This window comes from Cupriavidus sp. GW822-FHT06G04, from assembly GCF_058799075.1.
Map to the genome: position 1 here is coordinate 278,389 of NZ_JBXALD010000007.1, position 20,548 is coordinate 298,936.

The 20,548-nt window shown below is 62.9% G+C and carries 20 protein-coding genes; 17 read left to right on the forward strand and 3 right to left on the reverse strand.

Features of this window, described 5'->3' with window-relative positions:
- Positions 1-23: 23 nt before the first annotated feature.
- Positions 24-815 (forward strand): ABC transporter permease, encoded by a 792-nt coding sequence (locus AC1RKI_RS17845; protein ID WP_150982908.1) that lies wholly within the window; start codon positions 24-26, stop codon positions 813-815.
- Positions 816-920: 105 nt separating this feature from the next.
- Here the strand turns inward: AC1RKI_RS17845 and AC1RKI_RS17850 are convergent, their stop codons facing one another.
- Positions 921-1,895, reverse strand: coding sequence for an NADPH:quinone oxidoreductase family protein (locus AC1RKI_RS17850; protein ID WP_150982958.1), 975 nt, complete (start codon positions 1,893-1,895; stop codon positions 921-923).
- A gap of 229 nt (positions 1,896-2,124) precedes the next feature.
- Here AC1RKI_RS17850 and surE point away from each other — a divergent pair, with 229 nt between their 5' ends.
- The 5 genes from surE (at position 2,125) to AC1RKI_RS17875 (ending at position 6,809) form a co-directional block, all read left to right on the forward strand.
- Positions 2,125-2,877 (forward strand): 5'/3'-nucleotidase SurE, encoded by a 753-nt coding sequence (surE, locus tag AC1RKI_RS17855; protein ID WP_150982959.1) that lies wholly within the window; start codon positions 2,125-2,127, stop codon positions 2,875-2,877.
- A 133-nt stretch (positions 2,878-3,010) separates the two neighbouring features.
- Positions 3,011-3,913, forward strand: a complete 903-nt coding sequence (locus AC1RKI_RS17860) for a protein-L-isoaspartate(D-aspartate) O-methyltransferase (protein ID WP_222156502.1) — start codon at positions 3,011-3,013, stop codon at positions 3,911-3,913.
- A gap of 8 nt (positions 3,914-3,921) precedes the next feature.
- Positions 3,922-4,806: a peptidoglycan DD-metalloendopeptidase family protein gene (locus tag AC1RKI_RS17865; RefSeq protein ID WP_061959153.1), complete on the forward strand. Its 885-nt coding sequence runs from the start codon at positions 3,922-3,924 to the stop codon at positions 4,804-4,806.
- A gap of 6 nt (positions 4,807-4,812) precedes the next feature.
- Positions 4,813-5,976, forward strand: a complete 1,164-nt coding sequence (gene rpoS / locus AC1RKI_RS17870; protein WP_061959152.1) for an RNA polymerase sigma factor RpoS — start codon at positions 4,813-4,815, stop codon at positions 5,974-5,976.
- The gene (locus AC1RKI_RS17875; protein ID WP_492795065.1) at positions 5,973-6,809 is read left to right on the forward strand and encodes a 3'-5' exonuclease; all 837 of its coding nucleotides are present in this window, start codon (positions 5,973-5,975) and stop codon (positions 6,807-6,809) included. The genes rpoS and AC1RKI_RS17875 overlap by 4 nt, the downstream gene beginning before the upstream one ends.
- Positions 6,810-6,825: 16 nt before the next feature.
- Here the strand turns inward: AC1RKI_RS17875 and AC1RKI_RS17880 are convergent, their stop codons facing one another.
- Complete coding sequence (locus AC1RKI_RS17880; protein WP_492795067.1) at positions 6,826-7,680, reverse strand: endonuclease/exonuclease/phosphatase family protein; 855 nt, start codon at positions 7,678-7,680, stop codon at positions 6,826-6,828.
- Between the two features lie 180 nt (positions 7,681-7,860).
- Here AC1RKI_RS17880 and rlmD point away from each other — a divergent pair, with 180 nt between their 5' ends.
- Positions 7,861-9,189, forward strand: a complete 1,329-nt coding sequence (gene rlmD, locus AC1RKI_RS17885) for a 23S rRNA (uracil(1939)-C(5))-methyltransferase RlmD (RefSeq protein ID WP_338127432.1) — start codon at positions 7,861-7,863, stop codon at positions 9,187-9,189.
- 69 nt (positions 9,190-9,258) lie between these two features.
- Here the strand turns inward: rlmD and AC1RKI_RS17890 are convergent, their stop codons facing one another.
- On the reverse strand, positions 9,259-9,966 hold the full coding sequence (locus AC1RKI_RS17890; protein WP_061959157.1) for a Bax inhibitor-1/YccA family protein: 708 nt from the start codon (positions 9,964-9,966) through the stop codon (positions 9,259-9,261).
- Between the two features lie 340 nt (positions 9,967-10,306).
- On the opposite strand from AC1RKI_RS17890, the gene ndk reads away from it, so the two are divergent.
- The 10 genes from ndk to hfq all read left to right on the forward strand — a co-directional run bounded on the left by ndk (position 10,307) and on the right by hfq (position 20,416).
- Positions 10,307-10,732, forward strand: a complete 426-nt coding sequence (ndk, locus tag AC1RKI_RS17895) for a nucleoside-diphosphate kinase (protein ID WP_061959150.1) — start codon at positions 10,307-10,309, stop codon at positions 10,730-10,732.
- 52 nt (positions 10,733-10,784) lie between these two features.
- Positions 10,785-11,939, forward strand: a complete 1,155-nt coding sequence (rlmN, locus tag AC1RKI_RS17900; protein WP_061959156.1) for a dual-specificity RNA methyltransferase RlmN — start codon at positions 10,785-10,787, stop codon at positions 11,937-11,939.
- Positions 11,936-12,715, forward strand: coding sequence for a type IV pilus biogenesis/stability protein PilW (pilW, locus tag AC1RKI_RS17905; RefSeq protein WP_492795070.1), 780 nt, complete (start codon positions 11,936-11,938; stop codon positions 12,713-12,715). Before rlmN ends, pilW begins: the two co-directional genes overlap by 4 nt.
- Positions 12,708-13,754: a RodZ domain-containing protein gene (locus AC1RKI_RS17910; RefSeq protein WP_150982690.1), complete on the forward strand. Its 1,047-nt coding sequence runs from the start codon at positions 12,708-12,710 to the stop codon at positions 13,752-13,754. Before pilW ends, AC1RKI_RS17910 begins: the two co-directional genes overlap by 8 nt.
- Positions 13,755-13,804: 50 nt before the next feature.
- The gene (gene ispG, locus AC1RKI_RS17915) at positions 13,805-15,097 is read left to right on the forward strand and encodes a flavodoxin-dependent (E)-4-hydroxy-3-methylbut-2-enyl-diphosphate synthase (protein ID WP_061959147.1); all 1,293 of its coding nucleotides are present in this window, start codon (positions 13,805-13,807) and stop codon (positions 15,095-15,097) included.
- Positions 15,098-15,137: 40 nt separating this feature from the next.
- The gene (gene hisS, locus AC1RKI_RS17920; protein ID WP_492795073.1) at positions 15,138-16,490 is read left to right on the forward strand and encodes a histidine--tRNA ligase; all 1,353 of its coding nucleotides are present in this window, start codon (positions 15,138-15,140) and stop codon (positions 16,488-16,490) included.
- Positions 16,491-16,577: 87 nt separating this feature from the next.
- Positions 16,578-17,207, forward strand: coding sequence for a YfgM family protein (locus AC1RKI_RS17925; RefSeq protein WP_061959145.1), 630 nt, complete (start codon positions 16,578-16,580; stop codon positions 17,205-17,207).
- A 41-nt stretch (positions 17,208-17,248) separates the two neighbouring features.
- Positions 17,249-18,400 (forward strand): outer membrane protein assembly factor BamB, encoded by a 1,152-nt coding sequence (gene bamB, locus AC1RKI_RS17930; RefSeq protein ID WP_061959144.1) that lies wholly within the window; start codon positions 17,249-17,251, stop codon positions 18,398-18,400.
- Positions 18,401-18,621: 221 nt separating this feature from the next.
- The gene (der, locus tag AC1RKI_RS17935) at positions 18,622-19,965 is read left to right on the forward strand and encodes a ribosome biogenesis GTPase Der (protein ID WP_061959143.1); all 1,344 of its coding nucleotides are present in this window, start codon (positions 18,622-18,624) and stop codon (positions 19,963-19,965) included.
- Positions 19,966-20,176: 211 nt separating this feature from the next.
- The gene (gene hfq / locus AC1RKI_RS17940; protein WP_061959142.1) at positions 20,177-20,416 is read left to right on the forward strand and encodes an RNA chaperone Hfq; all 240 of its coding nucleotides are present in this window, start codon (positions 20,177-20,179) and stop codon (positions 20,414-20,416) included.
- Positions 20,417-20,548 lie beyond the last annotated feature (132 nt).

Below are 20,548 nucleotides of genomic sequence, written 5' to 3' on the forward strand. Positions count from 1 at the left end.
ACTTTCCGGACAAGAACAAGATCATGGCATTTCGTCCCGACTCCCAAGGCATGCTGCGCGTCTGGCAGTTGCTGCTCCTGGTGGTGATCCTGCTGGTGTGGCATTTCGCCACTCGCTCCGAGCAGGTGGCATTCTTCTTTGGCGAGCCGCTCGTGGTGGCGCAGCGCATCTGGAGCTGGTTCGTCGTCGAGCGCGACATCTATATCCATCTGGGCGTGACGCTGATCGAAACCGTGCTGGCCTTCGGCATTGGCACGGTGGCCGGGCTGGGGGTCGGACTGTGGCTGGCGCTGAGCCCGTTCACGTCGGCCGTGCTCGATCCTTATGTGAAAGCCGCCAATTCGATGCCGCGCGTGATCCTGGCGCCGATCTTCGCGGTCTGGTTCGGGCTGGGGATCTGGTCCAAGGTGGCGCTGGCCGTTACGCTGGTGTTCTTTATCGTGTTCTTCAACGTCTACCAGGGCGTGAAGGAAGTGAGCCCGGTGGTGCTGGCCAACGCGCGCATGCTTGGCGCAAATCGCCAGCAATTGCTGCGTCACGTGTATCTGCCCAGCGCGACGAGCTGGGTGTTTTCGTCGTTGCACACGTCGGTAGGCCTGGCCTTTGTGGGCGCCGTGGTGGGCGAATATCTCGGATCGGCGCGCGGCGTGGGATACCTGATCCTGCAGGCCGAAGGCACGTTCGACATCAACACCGTATTCGCCGGCATTGTCGTGCTGACCGCGTTTGCACTGGTGCTGGACTGGATGGTGACGGTGGGGGAAAGACGGCTGATGAAGTGGCAGCCGAAGTCCGGCGAGACCGAAAAACTCTGAGATGCCGCGGTTTGCGCCGCCGGCCCGGGCGATCGGGCGGGGCGCAAGCGCGGAGCGGCCCGCGGCGGGGCGGGGCGGGCCGCTCCGCGGTCGTTGGCGCGACGGTTACGGAGTGATCACGATCTTGCCGGTCACCTTGCGCGCTTCCATGTCCTTGAGCGCCTGGGGCGCCTGTTCCAGCGGATATCGCGCAGAGATATGCGGGCGGATCTTGCCTTCCTTCATCCAGCCGAGCATCTGCGCCATGTTGGCCTGGTTGGCCTTGGGCTCCCGCCGCGCGAAATCGCCCCAGAACACGCCTACCAGCGACGCACCCTTGAGCAGCGCCAGATTCAGCGGAATCTTTGGAATCTCGCCATTGGCGAAGCCCACCACCAGATAGCGGCCGCGCCAGGCGATCGAGCGGAATGCCGGCTCGGCGTAGATGCCGCCGACTGGATCGTAGATGACATCGGGGCCCTTGCCGTCGGTCAGCGCCTTGATACGTTCGCGCAGGTCTTCGGTGGTGTAGTTGATCACGGCGTCCGCGCCATGCTCCTTGCAAACCGCGAGCTTTTCGTCGGTCGACGCCGCGGCAATCACGCGCGCACCGATCGCCTTGCCAATCTCGATGGCGGCCAGCCCGACGCCACCGGCCGCGCCCAGCACCAGCATGGTTTCCCCGGCTTTCAGTTCGCCCCGGTCGACCACGGCGTGGTGCGAGGTGCCGTAGGTCAGCGTGAACGCGGCGGCCACGTCGAAGTCGATGCCGGGCGGCATCGGCACCACGGCTTTCGCCGGCGCCTTGGCCTGCGTGGCGAAGGCGCCATTGCCCAGGTAGGCGATGACCTTGTCGCCGGGCTTGACGTGCGTGACACCCGCGCCGACCGCGTTGACCACCCCCGCAAGCTCCGAACCTGGCGAGAAGGGCAACTCCGGCTTGGCCTGGTACTTGTTCTGGATGATGAGCACATCCGGGAAATTCACGCCGGCGGCCTTCACGTCGATGACCACTTCGCCGTCGCCCGGCGTCAGGTCGGGAAGCGTTTCCAGCGATAGCGAGTCGGGCGGTCCCCAGGCTTTACACAGTACGGCTTTCATCTTGTCTCCAGTTGTGATGGGGTCATGTCGTGCAGCTGTCATGTACGCGGCAGGCCTGCAGGCTGCGGGCAAGTGTAGCGCAAGAAAAGCACGGTCGTTCTGTCGAAAAAATCGCTGCATGTCGCCCATTCGGGCGCCGCATGGCCGTGTCGCAGGGGCGGGCGTTTGTCCCGTTTGCGGTGCATGCGCGGTGCCGCCAGCGACGCCTTGCTCAGGTACAATCGCGGCCATGCATATCCTTCTTGCCAACGATGACGGCTATCTCGCGCCAGGGCTGGCCGTCCTGCATGCGGCACTCGCGCCCCTGGCGCGCGTGACGGTGATCGCCCCCGAACAGAATCACAGCGGCGCGTCCAATTCGCTGACGCTGCAACGGCCGCTGTCGGTCTTCGAGGCGCGCGAAGGTGTGCAGAAAGGTTTCCGCTTTATTAACGGCACGCCGACGGACTGCGTGCACGTGGCCTTGACCGGCCTGCTCGAAGACCGGCCCGACCTGGTGGTCTCGGGAATCAACCAGGGACAGAACATGGGCGAGGACGTGCTCTATTCGGGCACGGTAGCCGCGGCCATCGAAGGGTATCTGTTCGGCATTCCGTCCATTGCATTCTCGCAAGTCGACAAGGGTTGGGAACATGTCGATGCAGCGGCGCGCGTCGCCCGCGAGATCGTCGAGCGCGTGATCGCACAACCGCCAGTCGAGCCGTTCCTGCTGAACGTGAACATTCCAAACTTGCCATACGAGCATTTGCGCGGACATCGTGCCACGCGGCTGGGCAAGCGCCATCCGTCCCAACCGGTCATCACGCAAGTCAATCCGCGCGGCGAGACGAATTACTGGATCGGGCCCGCTGGTGACGCGCGCGACGCCAGCGAGGGCACCGATTTCCATGCGACGGCCAACGGCTATGTCTCGCTGACCCCGCTGCAACTGGATCTGACCCACCGCGGCCAACTTGAGCAGATTGCGCAGTGGTTGGGGTGAGCGTGTCATCGTCGGGCGCGTTTCGGCCGTTCTTTCGCATCTGCTATACGCGCCATGTGCGCCGCCGCGCTGAAGTCTGCAGTCTCGCCGTGTCTTGCCTGATTTTTCATCCTGTTCTTGCGTCGCAACCGAAATGAGTTCCACGCCGCGCCGATCCCGCTTTCCGCTGCCGCTCGATGCGGTGGTCGAACGCAAGCCCGCGCCTGCACGCACCGCTGGATTGCCGGCGGTGGGCAAGCGCGCGGCCGCGCCGGCGCCGGCCACGGTCAAGCCGCGCAAGCCTGCCGCTCCGCCACTGGCGCCGCCTGCGCCCGGCAGCGCGGTGGAGGCGCGCACGTCCGCGGCGCGGGCGGGCGGAGGCGGCATGGCGTCGGATCGCGCACGGGCGGCACTGGCGGCGCGCCTGCGCGCTGGCGGCATTCGCGACGAGCGTGTGCTGAGCGCGATCGCGACCGTGCCTCGCCATCTCTTCATGGAACCTGGTCTCGCCTCGCAGGCTTACGAGGATGCGGCGCTGCCGATCGGCCACCAGCAGACAATCTCGAAGCCTTCCGTGGTGGCGCGCATGATCGAGCTGCTGCGCGAAGGGCTGCCGGCAGAGCAGCCACTGTCCCGCGTGCTGGAAATCGGCACGGGTTGTGGCTATCAGGCTGCAGTGTTGAGCCTGGTGGCGCAGGAAGTGTTCTCCATTGAGCGGATCCGTCCGCTGCACGAACAGGCCAAGGCCAACCTGCGTCCGCTGCGCGTGCCGAACATTCGCCTGCACTACGGCGACGGCATGCTGGGGTTGCCGCAGGCGGCGCCGTTCTCATCGATCATCCTCGCGGCCGCGGGGATGGAAGTGCCGCAGGCACTGCTGGAGCAACTGGCCATCGGTGGGCGTCTGATCGCACCCGTGGTGGCCACCGGTGGCGGCGCCCAAGGCCAGACGGTCACCCAGCAACTTTTGCTGATCGAGCGCCTCAATCGGCATCGGTTTCACCGAACCGCGCTTGAAGCTGTTTTCTTTGTGCCTTTAAAATCGGGCACCATCTGAGTCGAACTATGCACAACATCGTGAATCCGAAGAATCTCGCACGAATCGGACAGCACCTCAGCGTCGTTGCTTGCGCGGCCGTGCTGGCGGCCTGCGCCAATTCGCCCATGCCCGCCCCCGTGGTAGACCGCACAACCGGTGGCGCGCCGGGCCAGGCCAGCGCTGCGCCGGTGGAACCCGCGCCGCCCGGATACTATCGGGTCAAGCGTGGCGATACCCTTTACCGTATCGCTCTGGAAAACGGCCAGTCCTATCGCGATGTGGCCGCGTGGAACAACATGGCCAATGCCAACCAGATCGAGGTCGGCCAGTTGCTGCGCGTGGTGCCGCCGAGCGCCGACGTCAACGCGGCGCCGGGCGTGGCCACCGTGCCGGTCGCACCGGGTACCGTGCAGGCGCAGCCGATCGACGCCTCGCGTCCCGTTGGCACGCCGATGAGCGCATCGTCGAGCGCCCCTGTCGCGTCTTCCGCACCTGCAGCGCTGCCGCCCGCGGCAACCGCATCGGCCGGTGCTTCGGCGCCTGCTGGCGACGTGCGTCTGGCCTGGCCGGCTACCGGTCAATTGATCGGGAAATTTGACGACAAGGGCAACAAGGGCATCGATATCGGGGGCAAAAAAGGCGATCCTGTAACCGCTGCCGATGACGGTCGCGTGATTCATGTTGGCCCCTTGCGCGGCTACGGGAATCTTGTCATCATCAAGCACAACGACACGTATCTCACCGCCTACGGTCACAACGACAAGGTGCTGGTGGCAGAGCAGTCAACGGTCCGCAAGGGCCAGAAGATTGCCGAAATGGGTAACAGTGATACTGACAGGGTCAAGCTGCACTTCGAGGTTCGCAAGAACGGAAAACCGGTCGATCCGATGCGGTATCTGCCGCCACAGTGAGGTTTCATGCCACGCCAGAAAACTGTCTCATCCGGAGTTGTCAGCAGGACCCGTCGTCCCAAGCAGCCGGAAGGAAAGGCTGGAGTGGCGAGACAACCTGACGACGAGATCGATGCCGAAGTGCTCGGCGTCGATCCGGCCTCCGACATGGTGCCCGTCACCGATGAGCCTATCGCCCCCATGTCGCGAGCGAGCCGCCGCGCCGAGGCAAACGGCGCGGACGAATCCGATCACGATGACGAAGGCGACGACGAATCGGAAGACGAAGAGGAAGAGGCCAGCAGCGAAGCCGCGCCCGAGCCTGACGACTTCCGCACCGTGCTGCACACGGAGCTGGCCGCCGATACCGTCCAGCACTATCTGAATCGCATCAGCATCAAGCCGCTGCTCTCGGCGCCCGAGGAATTGCACTTTTCCACGCTGGCCAAGGGCGGTGATTTTTCCGCGCGGCAAGTGATGATCGAGCGCAATCTGCGTCTGGTCGTCAGCATCGCGAAGGGTTATCTCAATCGCGGGGTGCCGCTGCTCGATCTGATCGAGGAAGGCAACCTGGGGTTGATGCACGCGATCGAAAAATTCGATCCGTCGCGCGGCTTCCGTTTCTCGACGTATGCCACGTGGTGGATCCGCCAGAGCATCGAGCGCGCGATCATGAACCAGGCGCGCACCGTACGCCTGCCGGTGCACGTGATTCGCGAACTCAACCAAGTCCTGCGCGCCAAGCGCCATCTTGAAAAAGGTGGCACCGACGGCCGCGACGCCAGCCTCGAGGACATCGCCCACCTGCTCGGCAAGACGCCGGACGAGGTGCAGGACGTGCTGGCACTCAATGAACACACCACCTCGCTAGATACGCCGTTCGATCTCGATCCCGGTTCCAGCCTGCTCGATTTTCTGTCCGACGAGCATAACGCCGCGCCCGATCAGGAAGTGGCTCACCGCGAGTTGGAGAACCTGATGAAACTCTGGCTGGCGCGCCTGTCGGAGAAACATCGCTATGTGGTGGAGCGCCGTTTCGGCCTCAACCATATCGAGCCGGCCACGCTTGAAGAGCTGGCCGAGGAGATGGGTCTCACGCGCGAACGCGTGCGTCAGATCCAGCAGGAGGCGCTGGTCAAGCTCAAGCGGCATTTCGCTTCGCAAGGTGTACGCAAGGACGCAGTTTTATGACCCCTGTGCTGGTATTCGACATCGAGACGATTCCCGATGTCGACGGCCTGCGCCGTTTGCATGACCATCCTGCATCGATGAGCGACGCGGAAGTCGCCGAACATGCATTTGCTGCCCGCCGGGAAAAGACCGGCTCCGATTTCCTGCCGCATTACCTGCAGCGCGTGGCCGCCATCTCGTGCGTGCTGCGCCGGACCCAGCGCGATGGCTCGGCGGTTTTCCACGTCGGATCGCTGGGCACGCTCGAGGATGGCGAAGCCACATTGATCCAGAAGTTCTACGAACTGATCGCGCGTTACAGTCCGCAACTGGTGTCGTGGAACGGCGGCGGTTTTGACCTTCCAGTGCTGCACTATCGAGGCCTGATCCATGGCGTGGCGGCCCCGCGCTACTGGGAAATGGGCGAAGGTCGCGACGACGACAGCCGCGACTTCAAGTGGAACAACTACATCAGCCGCTACCACATGCGGCATCTGGACCTGATGGACCTGCTGGCGATGTATCAGCCCAGAGCCAGCGCGCCGCTCGATGATCTGGCCAAGCTATGCGGTTTTCCGGGCAAGATGGGCATGGACGGCAGCAAGGTCTGGCAGGCTTTCCAGGAAAAAAAGCTCAGCGAAATCCGCGACTATTGCGAAACCGACGTCGTCAATACATACCTGATGTATTGCCGATTTCAGTTGATGCGCGGCGGCCTCACGCCGCGCGAGTTCGACATGGAAGTGTCGCTCGTGCAGGAAACGCTGGCCGAGCTGCCGGGCGCGCAATGGATGGAGTATCTGCGCGCGTTCCGTCTGCAGCCGATGAGCCCCGAGTTCGAAGACGACGAGTGAGCGGGCGCGGCGTTTCTTACGGCCGCAGTTTCAGCAGCAGTGGCTGGTGATCGGACGCGCGGCTCTGTCCATCGACTTCGCAGCTGTCCAAGCGCGGCAGCAGGTCGTCAGTAACGAACACGAAATCGCAGGCGAACGCTGGTTCCGGCCACTGTTCCTTGTCGTACAGGCCGCAGGTTGGTGCATGGGGCTGGCCGGGGTGCGCATGACACCAGGCATCGCGCCAGTTCAGTGTGGTGCCGGTGTATGGCTCCAGCACTCTTCGATAAGCGATGTCATCGGGCCTGCTGTTGAAATCCCCGCAAAGGATCGCCGAGGCGGGGCGCGGCTCGGGCGTGAAGGGGCCGGGTCTCTTTTCGGATTTGCCCGGACGTTGCGCGTGGGCGCAGGCTTCGGCGTGCCACTGGCGCAGCGCATCGGCCTGCGCGGCGCGCTGGGATTTCGAGTAGTACTCGAGATGCGTGCAGATGACGCGCAGCGGCTTGGCGTTTTCCATCAGCGTGACTTCGAGCGCGACACGCGGCATCGACGCCACGTCCGGATCGGCAGGCCACGGCAGCGCATGTCGAAAAATCTCGAGCACCGGCAGTCGTGTGGCGATGACGTTGCCGAATTGACGCGGCGTGCCGTCGCCGTGCACGCGGTCCACGCCCGGCGCGAACATCACGCGATAGCCAGGCAGCAAGGCGCGTAGTTCGGCGATCTGGTCGTGTTGCGGCTGTCCAGCTATATCCGTAAAGCCGCGCGTCACCTCCTGCAGGCACAGCACATCTGCGTCCGCCATGTCGCGCATGGTCTGGACGATGCGCGCCAGATCGACCCGCCCATCGACGCCGCGACCCCACTGGATGTTCCACGAAATCAGTTCCATGGTGATCTGCTCCGTTGCGCCACGCATGTCTGTCGTGACGGCTTCCTGACTGGACTACAATCGCGCTTTCGCAAAACAATACGTCAGGTCCCACTGGTGTCTCAAGCCGTGTCTTCCCCGTCTACCCAATCGGCCCAGCCAGGTGCCGCAGCCAGCGCATCGCATCCGCCCGCCGATCCCATTGTCACGATCCATAGCCTCGACATGGAGGCGCGGGGCGTCGGCCGTCTGGAGAACGACGACGGCACCCCAGGCAAGGTGATTTTCGTTGAAGGCGCGCTGCCGGGCGAAACCGTCAGCTACAAGAGCTTTCGCCGCAAGCCGAGCTACGAACAAGCGCATCTGGTCGAGGTCAAGCAGCCGTCGGTGATGCGCGTGGAGCCGGGTTGCCAGCACTTTGGCGTTTGCGGCGGATGCTCGATGCAGCATCTCGATTCGCGCGCGCAATTGGCGATCAAGCAGCGCGTGCTCGAAGACAACCTCTGGCACCTCTCCAAGGTGAAGCCCGATGTGGTGTTCCGGCCGATCGCCGGTCCCGATTGGGGCTATCGCTACCGCGCTCGCCTGACGGTGCGCTACGTGGCCAAGAAGGGCGGCGTTCTGGTGGGATTCCACGAGCGCAAGAGCAGCTACGTGGCCGATATGACGCGCTGCGAGATCTTGCCGCCGCATGTATCGGCGATGCTTGTGCCATTGCGCGAGCTGGTTTCGGGATTGTCGATCCGCGAGCGCATGCCGCAGATCGAGCTGGCGATGGGCGCCGAGGTAACGGCCCTGGTGCTTCGCATCCTCGAACCGCTCAACGACGCGGACAAAGACCTGCTGCGCGCGTTCGCCGACCAGCACCGGGTCCAGTTCTGGCTGCAGCCGAAGGGGCCGGACACCGTTTATCCGTTTTATCCCGCAGAGCAGGAACTGGCCTATACGCTGCCGGAATTCGGCATCCGCATGCCGTTCAAGCCGACGGATTTCACGCAGGTCAACCATCAGATCAATCGCGTGCTGATCGGACGCGCACTGCGGCTTCTCGATGCGCAGCCGACCGATCGACTGCTCGACCTGTTTTGCGGGATTGGCAATTTCACGCTGCCGTTGGCCACGCAGGGTGCGTCGGTGACCGGTATCGAAGGCAGCGAAGCGCTGACCACGCGCGCGCTGGCGAATGCGCAGTACAACGGGCTGGCCGACAAGACCACGTTTGCGTGCCGCAACCTGTTCGAGGTGAGCGCGGAAGACATCGCCGCGCTGGGCCGCTTCGATCGCTGGCTCGTGGACCCACCGCGCGAAGGGGCGCTGGCCGTCTGCAAGGCCTTGGGCGAGCTGAATCAGGCCGGCAGCGACGTGTTGCCCAAGCGCATCGTCTATGTGTCGTGTAGCCCCGCCACGCTCGCGCGCGACGCCGGACTGCTGGTGCATGAGGCCGGCTACCGTCTGGCGGGCGCCGGGGTGGTCAACATGTTCCCGCACACCTCGCACGTGGAATCCATCGCGGTATTCGAGCGCGACTAAACGGCGAGTCCGCGTCCGGCACAACAAAAAACCGCCCGAGGGCGGTTTTTTGTTGACTGTAATGTCACGTCAATCGCGACTGCCGCCGAAGATCCCCAGCAGCGAAAGCAGATTCACAAACACGTTGTAGACATCGAGATAAATCGCGAGCGTCGCCGTGATGTAGTTGGTCTCGCCTCCATTCACCACGCGCTGCACGTCGATCAGGATGAACGCCGAGAAGATGCCGATGGCGATGACCGACACGGTGATCATCAGAGCCGGCAGTTGCAGCCAGATGTTGGCCAGGCTTGCCAGAATCAGCAGGATCACGCCGACGAACAGGAACTTGGCGATTCCCGAGAAATCGCGCTTGCTGACCGTGGCGATGGTTGCCATCGCGCCGAACACCGCGGCGGTGCCGCCGAACGCATACATGATCAGCGCCGGGCCGTTGGAGTACGACAGCGTAATGCTCAGGATGCGTGCCAGCATCAGTCCCATGAAGAACGTGAAGCCCAGCAGCAGGACCACGCCCATGCTGCTGTTCTTGGTCTTCTCGATCGCGAACATGAAGCCGAAGGCGACGGCCAGGAAGAGCAGGGCCGACATCATCGGGCTGCCAGAGATCAGCGCCGTGAAGCCGGTTACGACGCCGATCCAGGCGCCGAGGACCGTCGGCACCATCGACAGCGCCAGCAGCCAATAGGTATTGCGGAGGACCCGGTTGCGGACGGCCACATCGGTGACGCCCGCTGCACTATTGCCGAATCCATAGGTATTCAGCTTGTTGTTCATCATGACTCCTGTCATCAGATATACGGTGAGGCGCCGGGACGACCCGACGGCACAGCGCCAATGTGGCATCGCGCCCGCGGATTTGCAAGGGGCCTTGTCTTGACAATTACCCCTGTGAATAGTTGTTTTCCGAAAACGCCAACATTTGGACGCGCGTGCAGGCGGGGTGTTCCCACATTTCACGATTGTAATGTGATTTATGAATATCAAATTCGCGGTGCGCCGATGTCCGAGAGTGCGCCATGTCCACCATCGCCGGCCATATTCGAATCCGCCATGCGGTCGTGCTAGAATTGCACGTTTAATCCATTTGTAACCCCTTCATTTTTCGGAGTTTTTCATGGCGATCGAACGCACCCTGTCGATTATCAAGCCGGATGCCGTGGCCAAGAACGTTATCGGCCAGATCTACGCCCGTTTCGAGGCCGCCGGCCTCAAGATCGTTGCTGCCAAGATGGTTCACCTGTCGCGCGGTGAAGCCGAGCAGTTCTACGCGGTCCATAAGGAGCGCCCGTTCTTCAAGGACCTGGTTGACTTCATGGTTTCGGGCCCGGTCATGATCCAGGCCCTGGAAGGCGAAAACGCAATCGCCAAGAACCGCGACCTGATGGGCGCCACCGACCCGAAGAAGGCTGAAAAGGGCACGATCCGCGCCGATTTCGCCGACAGCATTGATGCCAACGCAGTGCACGGTTCGGATGCACCTGAAACCGCCGCGGTTGAAGTGTCGTTCTTCTTCCCAGGCATGAACGTTTACAGCCGTTGATTGTCTTTAGACATCACGACTGAACCTGTTGTCAAAGCTGGAAACTGCCGTCATGAATGATCTCGTCAACCTGCTCGACCTCGACGCGGACGCGCTCACCGCTTATTGCGGCGAGCTCGGCGAGAAGCCTTTCCGCGCGCGGCAGTTGCAACGCTGGATCCACCAGTTCGGCGCCAGCCGCTTCGACGCCATGTCGGATCTCGCCAAGTCGCTGCGCGAAAAGCTTGCGACGCGCGCCGAGATCCGTGCGCCTGCCGTCATCACCGACAACCTGTCGGCCGATGGCACGCGCAAATGGCTGATCGACGTTGGCGCCGGAAATGCCGTGGAAACGGTGTACATCCCCGAGGAAACGCGCGGCACGCTGTGCGTTTCGTCCCAGGCGGGATGCGCCGTCAATTGCCGATTCTGCTCGACTGGCAAGCAGGGCTTCTCCCGCAACCTGTCGACCGGCGAAATCATCGGTCAGCTCTGGATGGCCGAATTCGCGATGCGCACCCAGCTGGGCCGTGGCCCGAAGGACGACCGCGTCATCTCCAATGTGGTGATGATGGGCATGGGCGAGCCGCTGCTCAATTACGATGCAGTCGTGCCGGCCATGCGGCTGATGCTCGACGACAACGCCTACGGCTTGTCGCGCCGTCGCGTCACGCTTTCCACGTCGGGCGTGGTGCCGATGATGGACCGCCTGTCGAAGGACCTGCCGGTGGCGCTGGCCGTATCGCTGCACGCGTCGAACGATGCATTGCGCGACGTGCTGGTTCCGCTCAATCGCAAATATCCGCTGGCCGAATTGATGGCGGCATGCCGTCGCTATCTGGAATTCGCGCCGCGCGATTTCGTTACATTCGAATATTGCATGCTCGATGGCGTCAACGACACTGTCGAGCATGCGCGGGAACTGTTGAAGCTGGTGGCCGATGTGCCATGCAAGTTCAACCTGATCCCATTCAATCCGTTCCCGGAATCCGGGCTGAAGCGCTCGAATAACGAGCAGATCCGCCGCTTCGCCCAGGTGCTGTTGGATGCGGGCATCGTCACCACGATCCGCAAGACCCGCGGCGACGATATCGACGCCGCCTGCGGGCAGCTGGCTGGCGAGGTCATGGATCGAACCCGCCTTGCCGAGCGCGGCAAGTTCGGCAAGATCACGCCGCTGGTTCCGGTCGCGGCAAGTCCCGCTCGAAAAGAGGCCCGTCCTGCATGACTCGTCTGATAGTCGCTGCCCTCACAGGGTTGTTGATGCTGTCCGCCTGTACGTTGCCCAGCGCACCGACGCAGGACATCAAGACTGCCTCCGATCAGACCAGCGCGAATAAACGCGCCGCCATCCGTTTGCGTCTTGCTACGCAGTACCTCGAAGCGCGTCAGTATCCGGTCGCGCTTGACGAGGTCAAGCAGGCCATCAGCATCGATCCCACCAACGTGGATGCCTATCACGTCCGCGCCCTGATCTACATGGGCATGAACGAGACCGCGCTGGCCGAGGACAGCTTCCGCACGGCGCTGAACATGCGTGCGAACGATCCCGATGTGCTCAACAACTACGGCTGGTTTCTGTGTCAGACCAACCGCTACGCGGACGGCAAGGCGACATTGCAGCGCGCCGTGCAAGCGCCGTCGGTCAATGGGCCGGTGAAGCCGCTGACAAATCTTGGCGCCTGCAAGATGCGCAACGGCGATCTGGCGGGCGCGGAAAAGAGCCTGCAGGCGGCCTACGGTTACGACCGCAACGATCCCACGGTGATCATGGGGCTCGCACAACTGAACTATCAACGCGGGGACATGGCGCAGGCCAAACAATATGTCGGTCGCGTCAACGGCAGCCGTTTTGTCAACGCGCAATCCCTCTGGCTGGGCGCGCGCATTGCTCATCGGCAGGGCGACGCCCAGACGCAGAGCGCGATGATCGCGGAACTGCGCAATCGGTTTCCCGATTCTCGTGAGCTGACAGCATACGAAAGAGGAGCTTGGGATGAGTGATCAAGAGCGCGCCGAAAGCCAGGCTACAACGACGACATTCGTCGGCGGCGGCGCGGCACGAGACTCCGACCGCGAGGCCGTGGCCCGCGAAATCGGGGCACAGCTGAAGGATGGTCGGGAAGCGCAACGCCTGTCGCTCGAGGATGTCAGCGCACGGCTGAAGGTGTCGCCGAGCAAGCTTGTGGCGATCGAGGCCGGCGATGTGTCGAGCCTGGCCGATGTGACGTTTGCCAAAGGCGTGATGCGCGCCTATGCACGTACGCTGCAAATCGATATCGACAATCTGCTGGGGCGTTATCACGCGCAGGCGCAGGCCATGCCCGTGACCGGCATCACGCGACGGCACGAGGGCGCGATCAACCAGGCGTTCGACGATCGCAAGCGGTTCGGTTCCAAGGGCGGCGGGGCGGGTGGCCGTTGGCTCTGGCTGGTGTGCGTCGTGGCGTTGGTGGGGGCTGGCGCATATTTTGGCTTCGATCGCGCGAAGGCGTGGTTTGACGAGGCGCGCAACAGTGCCGCGGCGCCTGCTGCCGTCGTAGCGGCGGGGCCGGCCGAGGACCCCGCTACGCGGCAGAGCAATGGCGACGGCACGATCACCGCCGCATTGCCGCCGGTGATGGCCGGTAACGATTCGCCGGCACCTTCGGAAGCCGTTCCGGCCTCGGCCGCGCCCGCGCCAGCGGAAATGCCGCTGGCCACGGGCGGAGCGCTAGCGCCGGCCCAATCCCCGGCACCGGCTCAATCCCCGGCGCCCGCCGTATCAAAAAATTCTTCCGGTGCTACGCCTCCGTCGGGCGACAGCGCTGTTCAAATCCGTTTTGCCGCCGACAGTTGGTACGAAGTGCGTGACCGTACCGGCAAGGTCATTCTTGGCGGAACGGCGAAGGCTGGCGACACCGTATCGTCCAGCGGCGCGGGGGGGCCGTACAAGGTCGTCCTCGGTAACGTGAAAGGCGTGGAATCCGTGGCGCACAATGGCGCGCCCGTCGACTTCCAGTCCGCCAACCGGAATAACGTGGCGCGCCTGACCCTGCAGTAGCGTGGGCCGTGGCAGCGCAGTCAACCATGCTTGATGAAGGTGGTAATGCAATGAATCAGAACGTTTCCCAGCCGGTCATTCCGGGTCCGCTGCCGCGTCGCGTATCGCGCAAGGCCAGCGTCGTTTGGGGCGATAACGTCGTGACGATCGGTGGCGGTGCGCCGGTGCGCGTACAGTCGATGACGAACACCGATACGGTCGACGCGATCGGCACGGCCATCCAGATCAAGGAACTGGCGCGTGCCGGGTCCGAGATCGTCCGCATCACCGTGAACACGCCGGAGGCCGCGGCGGCCGTTCCCGCGATTCGCGAGCAACTCGACCGCATGGGCGTGAATGTTCCGCTGGTGGGCGATTTCCACTACAACGGCCATACGCTGCTGCACGATTTTCCCGAGTGCGCGCAGGCTTTGTCGAAGTACCGCATCAACCCCGGCAACGTCGGCAAGGGCGCCAAGCGCGACAAACAGTTTGCCGAGATGATCGAGATGGCTTGCCGCTATGACAAGGCCGTCCGCATCGGCGTGAACTGGGGCAGCCTGGATCAGGAATTGCTCGCCCGCATCATGGACGAAAACGCCAATCGCGCGACGCCATGGCCGGCGCAGAACGTGATGATCGAGGCGCTGATCACCTCGGCGATCGAATCCGCGCAGAAGGCCGAGGAAATCGGCCTGCCTGGCAACCAGATCATTCTGTCGTGCAAGGTTTCGCAAGTGCAGGACCTGATCGCGGTATATCGCGAACTGTCACGCCGTTGCGAATACGCGCTGCACCTGGGCCTGACAGAGGCCGGGATGGGCAGCAAGGGCATCGTTGCATCGACTGCCGCGTTGTCGGTGCTGATGCAGGAAGGCATTGGCGACACCATCCGTATTTCGCTGACACCCGAACCGGGCGCGCCGCGCGAGAAGGAAGTCTACGTCGGCCAGGAAATCCTGCAGACGATGGGGCTGCGCAATTTCACCCCAATGGTCATCGCATGTCCCGGCTGCGGCCGGACTACCAGTACGACCTTCCAGGAACTGGCCGCGAGCATCCAGTCGTACCTGCGCGAGCAGATGCCGGTCTGGAAGAATGCCTATCCAGGCGTCGAGGAAATGGATGTGGCCGTGATGGGCTGCATCGTCAACGGTCCGGGCGAAAGCAAGCACGCGAATATCGGTATTTCCCTGCCCGGATCGGGCGAATCGCCGGCGGCGCCGGTATTCGTCGACGGGGTCAAGGTCAAGACGCTGCGCGGCGACAATATTGCCCAGGAATTCCAGGCGATCGTGGACGAGTATGTCCGCTCGCACTATGGCCCGGGCGCGAAACAGGCAACACAGCAAGCAGTGGCCTGAGCGCATGCGCTCGGGAGGCACTGGAATCAACGACGAAAACATGAGCGAAGACAAGACGAAGGCCGCAAAGGCACTGCAGGGCGTGAAGGGCATGAACGACATGCTGCCCGCCGACGCCCCGTTGTGGGAAATGTTCGAGAACGCCGCGCGCAGCATGCTGCGCGCCTATGGTTATCAACAAATCCGCACGCCGATCGTCGAGCATACCCAGCTGTTTGTCCGAGGCATTGGCGAGGTGACGGACATCGTCGAGAAGGAAATGTATTCCTTCACCGATTCGCTGAACGGCGAGAATCTGACGCTGCGCCCGGAGGGGACGGCGGCCGCGGTGCGTTCGATCATCGAGCACAACCTGCTGTACGACGGCCCGAAGCGGCTGTGGTACACGGGGCCGATGTTCCGGCATGAAAAGCCGCAGCGCGGCCGCTATCGTCAGTTTCACCAACTCGGTGCGGAAGCGCTTGGCTTTGCGGGCCCGGATGTCGATGCCGAAATCATCCTGATGTGTCAACGCCTGTGGGACGACCTGGGCCTGACCAACGTCCGCCTGGAGTTGAATTCGCTGGGGCAGGCGCACGAACGCGCGGCGCACCGCGAGGAACTGATCAAGTATCTCGAGGGCTTCCAGGACATCCTCGATGACGACGGCAAGCGACGTCTGTACACCAATCCGCTGCGGGTGCTGGACACCAAGAATCCGGCGCTACAGGAGATGGCGGCCAACGCCCCCAAGCTGATCGATTTCCTCGGTGAGGAGTCGCTCGCGCATTTCGACGGCGTGCAGCGCATCCTCAAGGCCAACAACATTCCGTTCAAGATCAACCCGCGTCTCGTGCGCGGCCTCGATTACTACAACCTGACGGTGTTCGAGTGGATCACCGACAAGCTTGGCGCGCAGGGCACGATCGCTGGCGGCGGCCGCTACGATCCGCTGATCCAGCAGATGGGCGGCAAGCCGACGCCCGCGTGTGGCTGGGCAATGGGTATCGAGCGGATCATCGAGCTGATCCGCGAGGAGAAGTTGACGCCGGAAGCGCCGGGGTGCGACATCTATATGGTCCACCAGGGCGAGGCGGCCAGCCTGCAGGCGATGATCGCGGCGGAACGTCTGCGCGACGCGGGCCTGGACGTGGTGCTTCACGCCACGCCCGACGGCAAGAGCGGCAGTTTCAAGTCGCAGATGAAACGCGCGGACGCAAGCGGCGCTTCCTTTGCCGTTATCATTGGCGAGGACGAAATCGCGGCGGGCACGGTGCAGGTCAAGCAACTGCGCAGCGGCAATGCCGCTGAAGGCGGTCCGCAGACAAGTGTGCCGGCGGAAAACCTGGTCGACTTCATCATCGATGCAATGGTCGACCAGATCGAGTCTGACGACGAGGACGACGAGCAATAACGCTTTCGTCGATATCAAGTTCCACGGCCGCTGCCGTCACCGGAAGCGGCCGTGTCAATTTCAACCAATGCGGGTAGCTGCCTCGACATGGCTTACGATCTAGAAGAACAGGAACAGCTGGAAAGTCTCAAGGCCTGGTGGAACCAGTACGGAAATACTGTCACCTGGGCGTTGATTGTGGTGTTGCTCGCTCTGGCAGGGTGGTTGGGCTGGAAGTACTGGCAGCGCACGCAGGCCGCCGATGCCGCCGTCCTGTACGAGCAGGTGACAAAGGCCGCGGAGTCGCGCGATGCCGAGCGCGTCAAGCGCGCAGCCACTGATCTCGAGGAGAAGTTCGGCCGCACGGCGTATGGCCCGATGAGCGCGCTGACTGCAGCCAAGGTGCTGTACGACGCAGGTGATCTGGCTGGCGCCAAGACCCAGCTGCAGTGGGTGATCGATCATGGCGATGATAACTACGCGCCTTTGGCCCGCGTGCGCCTGGCCGGTGTGCTGCTCGACGAGAAAGCGTACGACCAGGGCCTGGCGCTGCTGAAGGACGAGCCTGCGCAATACGCGGGACTGTTCGCGGATCGTCGCGGCGATCTGCTTGCCGCGCAGGACAAGCGCGAAGACGCACGTGCGGCTTATCGCCGCGCACTGGAAAAGCTCGGCGCGGGCGAGGCTGGCATGCGCCAGATCATCCAGTTCAAGCTCGACGCATTGGGCACCGCTTGAGCGGGTTGCCGACCTTATTCAAATATTCAGGACCGCTTCCTATGACGTCATTGCTTCGTACAGCCGCTTCGCGCACGCTTCTGGCCGGGGCCTGTCTCGGCCTGCTGGCCGGTTGCTCGCTGTTCAGCAAGGAAAACAAGCACAAGCCCACCGAGTTGAAGCCGGTTTCCGCCACCTTGTCGGTCAAGCAGGCGTGGAAGGCCGATGTGGGCAAAAGCGGCCCGTATGTCATGGCGCCCGTGGCGGCCGGCAACGCTGTTTTCGTATCGGCTAAAAACGGTTCGGTCATGGCGCTTGACGCCGCCAGCGGGCAGACGCTCTGGAAGGCGAAGACCGATCTCGACCTGACGTCCGGCCCCGGTTCGGATGGCGATATCACCGCGGTGGCGGGCGAAAAGGGCGCGATCTACGCGTTCGACAAGAGCGGCAAGCAGCTCTGGAAGAAGCAGGTCAACGGCGAAGTGCTGTCGGCCCCGCTGGTTGGCAACGGTCTTGTGATCGTGCGGACCACCGATACGCGTGTCATTGGGCTGGACGCAGGCTCCGGCGATCGCCGCTGGATCTACCAGCGTTCCCAGACGCCGCTGAACCTGCGCGCCGCGATGGGCATGGTGTTCGCCGGCGACGGCGTCGTCATGGGCTTTCCGGGCGGCAAGCTCGGCGTGCTAGCGCCGGGCAATGGCGTGCTGCGCTGGGAAAGCACGGTTTCGTATCCCAAGGGCGTGTCCGAGATCGAGCGCCTGAACGATGTGACCGGCGTGCCCGCGGTGTTGGGTCGGCAGGTTTGCGCCACGACCTTCCAGGGTCGGGTATCGTGTCTGGAACTGGCCAATGGTCAGCCGCAGTGGGGCAAGGATTTTTCCTCGCCCGCCGGGCTGGCCCAGGACGAAACTTCGCTGTTTGCCAGCGACGAGTCGTCGACGGTCTTCTCGTTCGATCGCCAGAACGGCAACGAGCGCTGGAAGAATACCGATCTGCGCTACCGTAACCTTGGTGCGCCGGCTACGGTGGGCCGCTCGGTGGTGGTGGGCGACTACGAAGGCTTTGTCCACTTTCTTTCGCGGGAAGACGGCACGATCCTGGCGCGGATGAAGACCGACGGCAGTGCCATCAGTGCCGCACCCGTCACGGCAGGTCAGACGCTGGTGGTCCAGACCCGCGACGGCGATGTCTACGGCTTCGTGCCGAACTGATCGCCAACGCACGCAAGCCCGTCCGTGCCCCTGTCGCATGGGCGGTGCCAATCCGGTAGCATGATCCCTGGTCGTGCCAACAACAGCGGATTGGGGTAGATGCCCCGCATCCGCCCGACAGGAAAAGAGGCCAGTGGCGCTGAGCACATTGGTTGTCGGATCAACATGACTCCGGAGTTGCTGGGGGACGGCGCGAGCCGCCCCCTGTTTCCGTTTATCGCATGAAACCAGTTATCGCACTCGTCGGCCGGCCCAATGTGGGCAAGTCGACGCTATTCAATCGCATGACCCGCTCGCGCGACGCCCTCGTCGCCGACTTGCCGGGCCTGACGCGCGACCGCCATTACGGCGAGGGGCGCATCGGCGATCGTCCGTTCATTGTTATCGATACCGGCGGCTTCGAGCCGGTCGCTAAGGACGGGATCGTCGCCGAAATGGCCAAACAGACGCGCCAGGCGGTGGTCGAGGCGGATGTCGTCATCTTCCTGGTGGACGGCCGCCTGGGCCTGGCGCCGCAGGACCGCGTGATCGCCGATTACCTCCGTAAGACGGGGCGTCGCATCATGCTGGCCGTCAACAAGGCGGAAGGAATGAAGTACACGTCGGTGGCGGCGGACTTCTACGAACTCGGCATGGGCGACCCCTATGCGATTTCGTCCACGCACGGCGACGGCGTGCGCGAACTGGTCGACGAGGCGCTGGAACTGGCGGTTCAGGAGCGGCCGGAGCTGGCCGAAGAGAGCGCGGCCGACCAGCGCGGCACCAAGATCGCCATCGTCGGACGGCCGAACGTCGGCAAGTCCACGCTGGTCAATACGCTGATCGGCGAAGAGCGTGTGATTGCGTTCGACATGCCGGGTACCACTCGCGATGCGATCTACGTCGAGTTCGAACGCGGTGGCCGGCCTTATACGCTGATCGATACGGCCGGGTTGCGCAAGCGCGGGAAAGTGTTCGAAGCGATCGAGAAATTTTCGGTGGTGAAGACGCTCCAGTCGATCGCGGATGCCAACGTCGTGGTGCTGTTGCTCGATGCCCAACAGGACATTTCCGAGCAGGATGCGCATATCGCCGGGTTTATCGTCGAATCGGGCCGTGCATTGGTGGTTGGCGTCAACAAGTGGGATGGCCTGGATGGCCATCAGCGCGACCGCGTCAAGCATGATCTCGAGCGCAAGCTGCAGTTTCTGAGTTTCGCGAATTTCCACTTTGTGTCGGCGAAGGAACGCACCGGCATCGGCGCATTGTTCCGCTCGATCGACGACGCGTTCGCGGCGGCGATGGTCAAGTTGCCGACGCCGCAATTGACGCGCGTCCTGCAGGAAGCGGTGGAGTTCCAGCAGCCCAAGCGTGCGGGCGTGTCGCGGCCGAAGCTGCGCTACGCGCACCAGGGTGGATCCAACCCGCCGATCGTCGTGATCCATGGTAACGGTCTGCAGAACATCACCGACAGCTACAAGCGCTATCTGGAAAACCGCTTCCGCGAGGCGTTCAAACTCAAGGGCACACCGTTGCGCATCGAATTCCGTACGAACAAAAACCCGTATGCCGAATCGAAGGATTGAGCCAAAAAGGTGCCGTTCCTTGCGACCAAGTTTCGTTTGCGTTCGTTTGGAACTGAGGCTAAATTCACGGTAGCAGGGGGAGCCCTGCGCGTTGATGCCAGACTGGTACCGCTTTTGATCTTTTTTCTGACGCGTTTTTGCGTCAACCGACTTGAACCGGGGACTTTCGTCCCCATGATCCATCACTAAATCTATAAATTTGGAGTGTGCCATGAGCAACAAAGGGCAATTGCTACAAGACCCGTTCCTGAACGCGCTGCGCAAAGAGCACGTGCCGGTTTCCATCTACCTCGTCAATGGCATCAAGCTGCAAGGCAATATCGAGTCGTTCGACCAGTACGTCGTCCTGTTGCGCAACACGGTGACGCAGATGGTGTACAAGCATGCGATTTCTACCGTCGTGCCTGCGCGCGCGGTGAATTTCCGTGTGGATGATTCCACCGAGGCCTGATTTTTCCTCGTTAGTGGACGGCCGTATTTGCATGCGGCCGTCGCATTGCATGTCCCCGCCTTTGCTGTCCGGCTGTTTGTGCGTTACCAGCCCGGCATCGTCCGCAGCAACCGTTTCCCGATCGAACTCCAT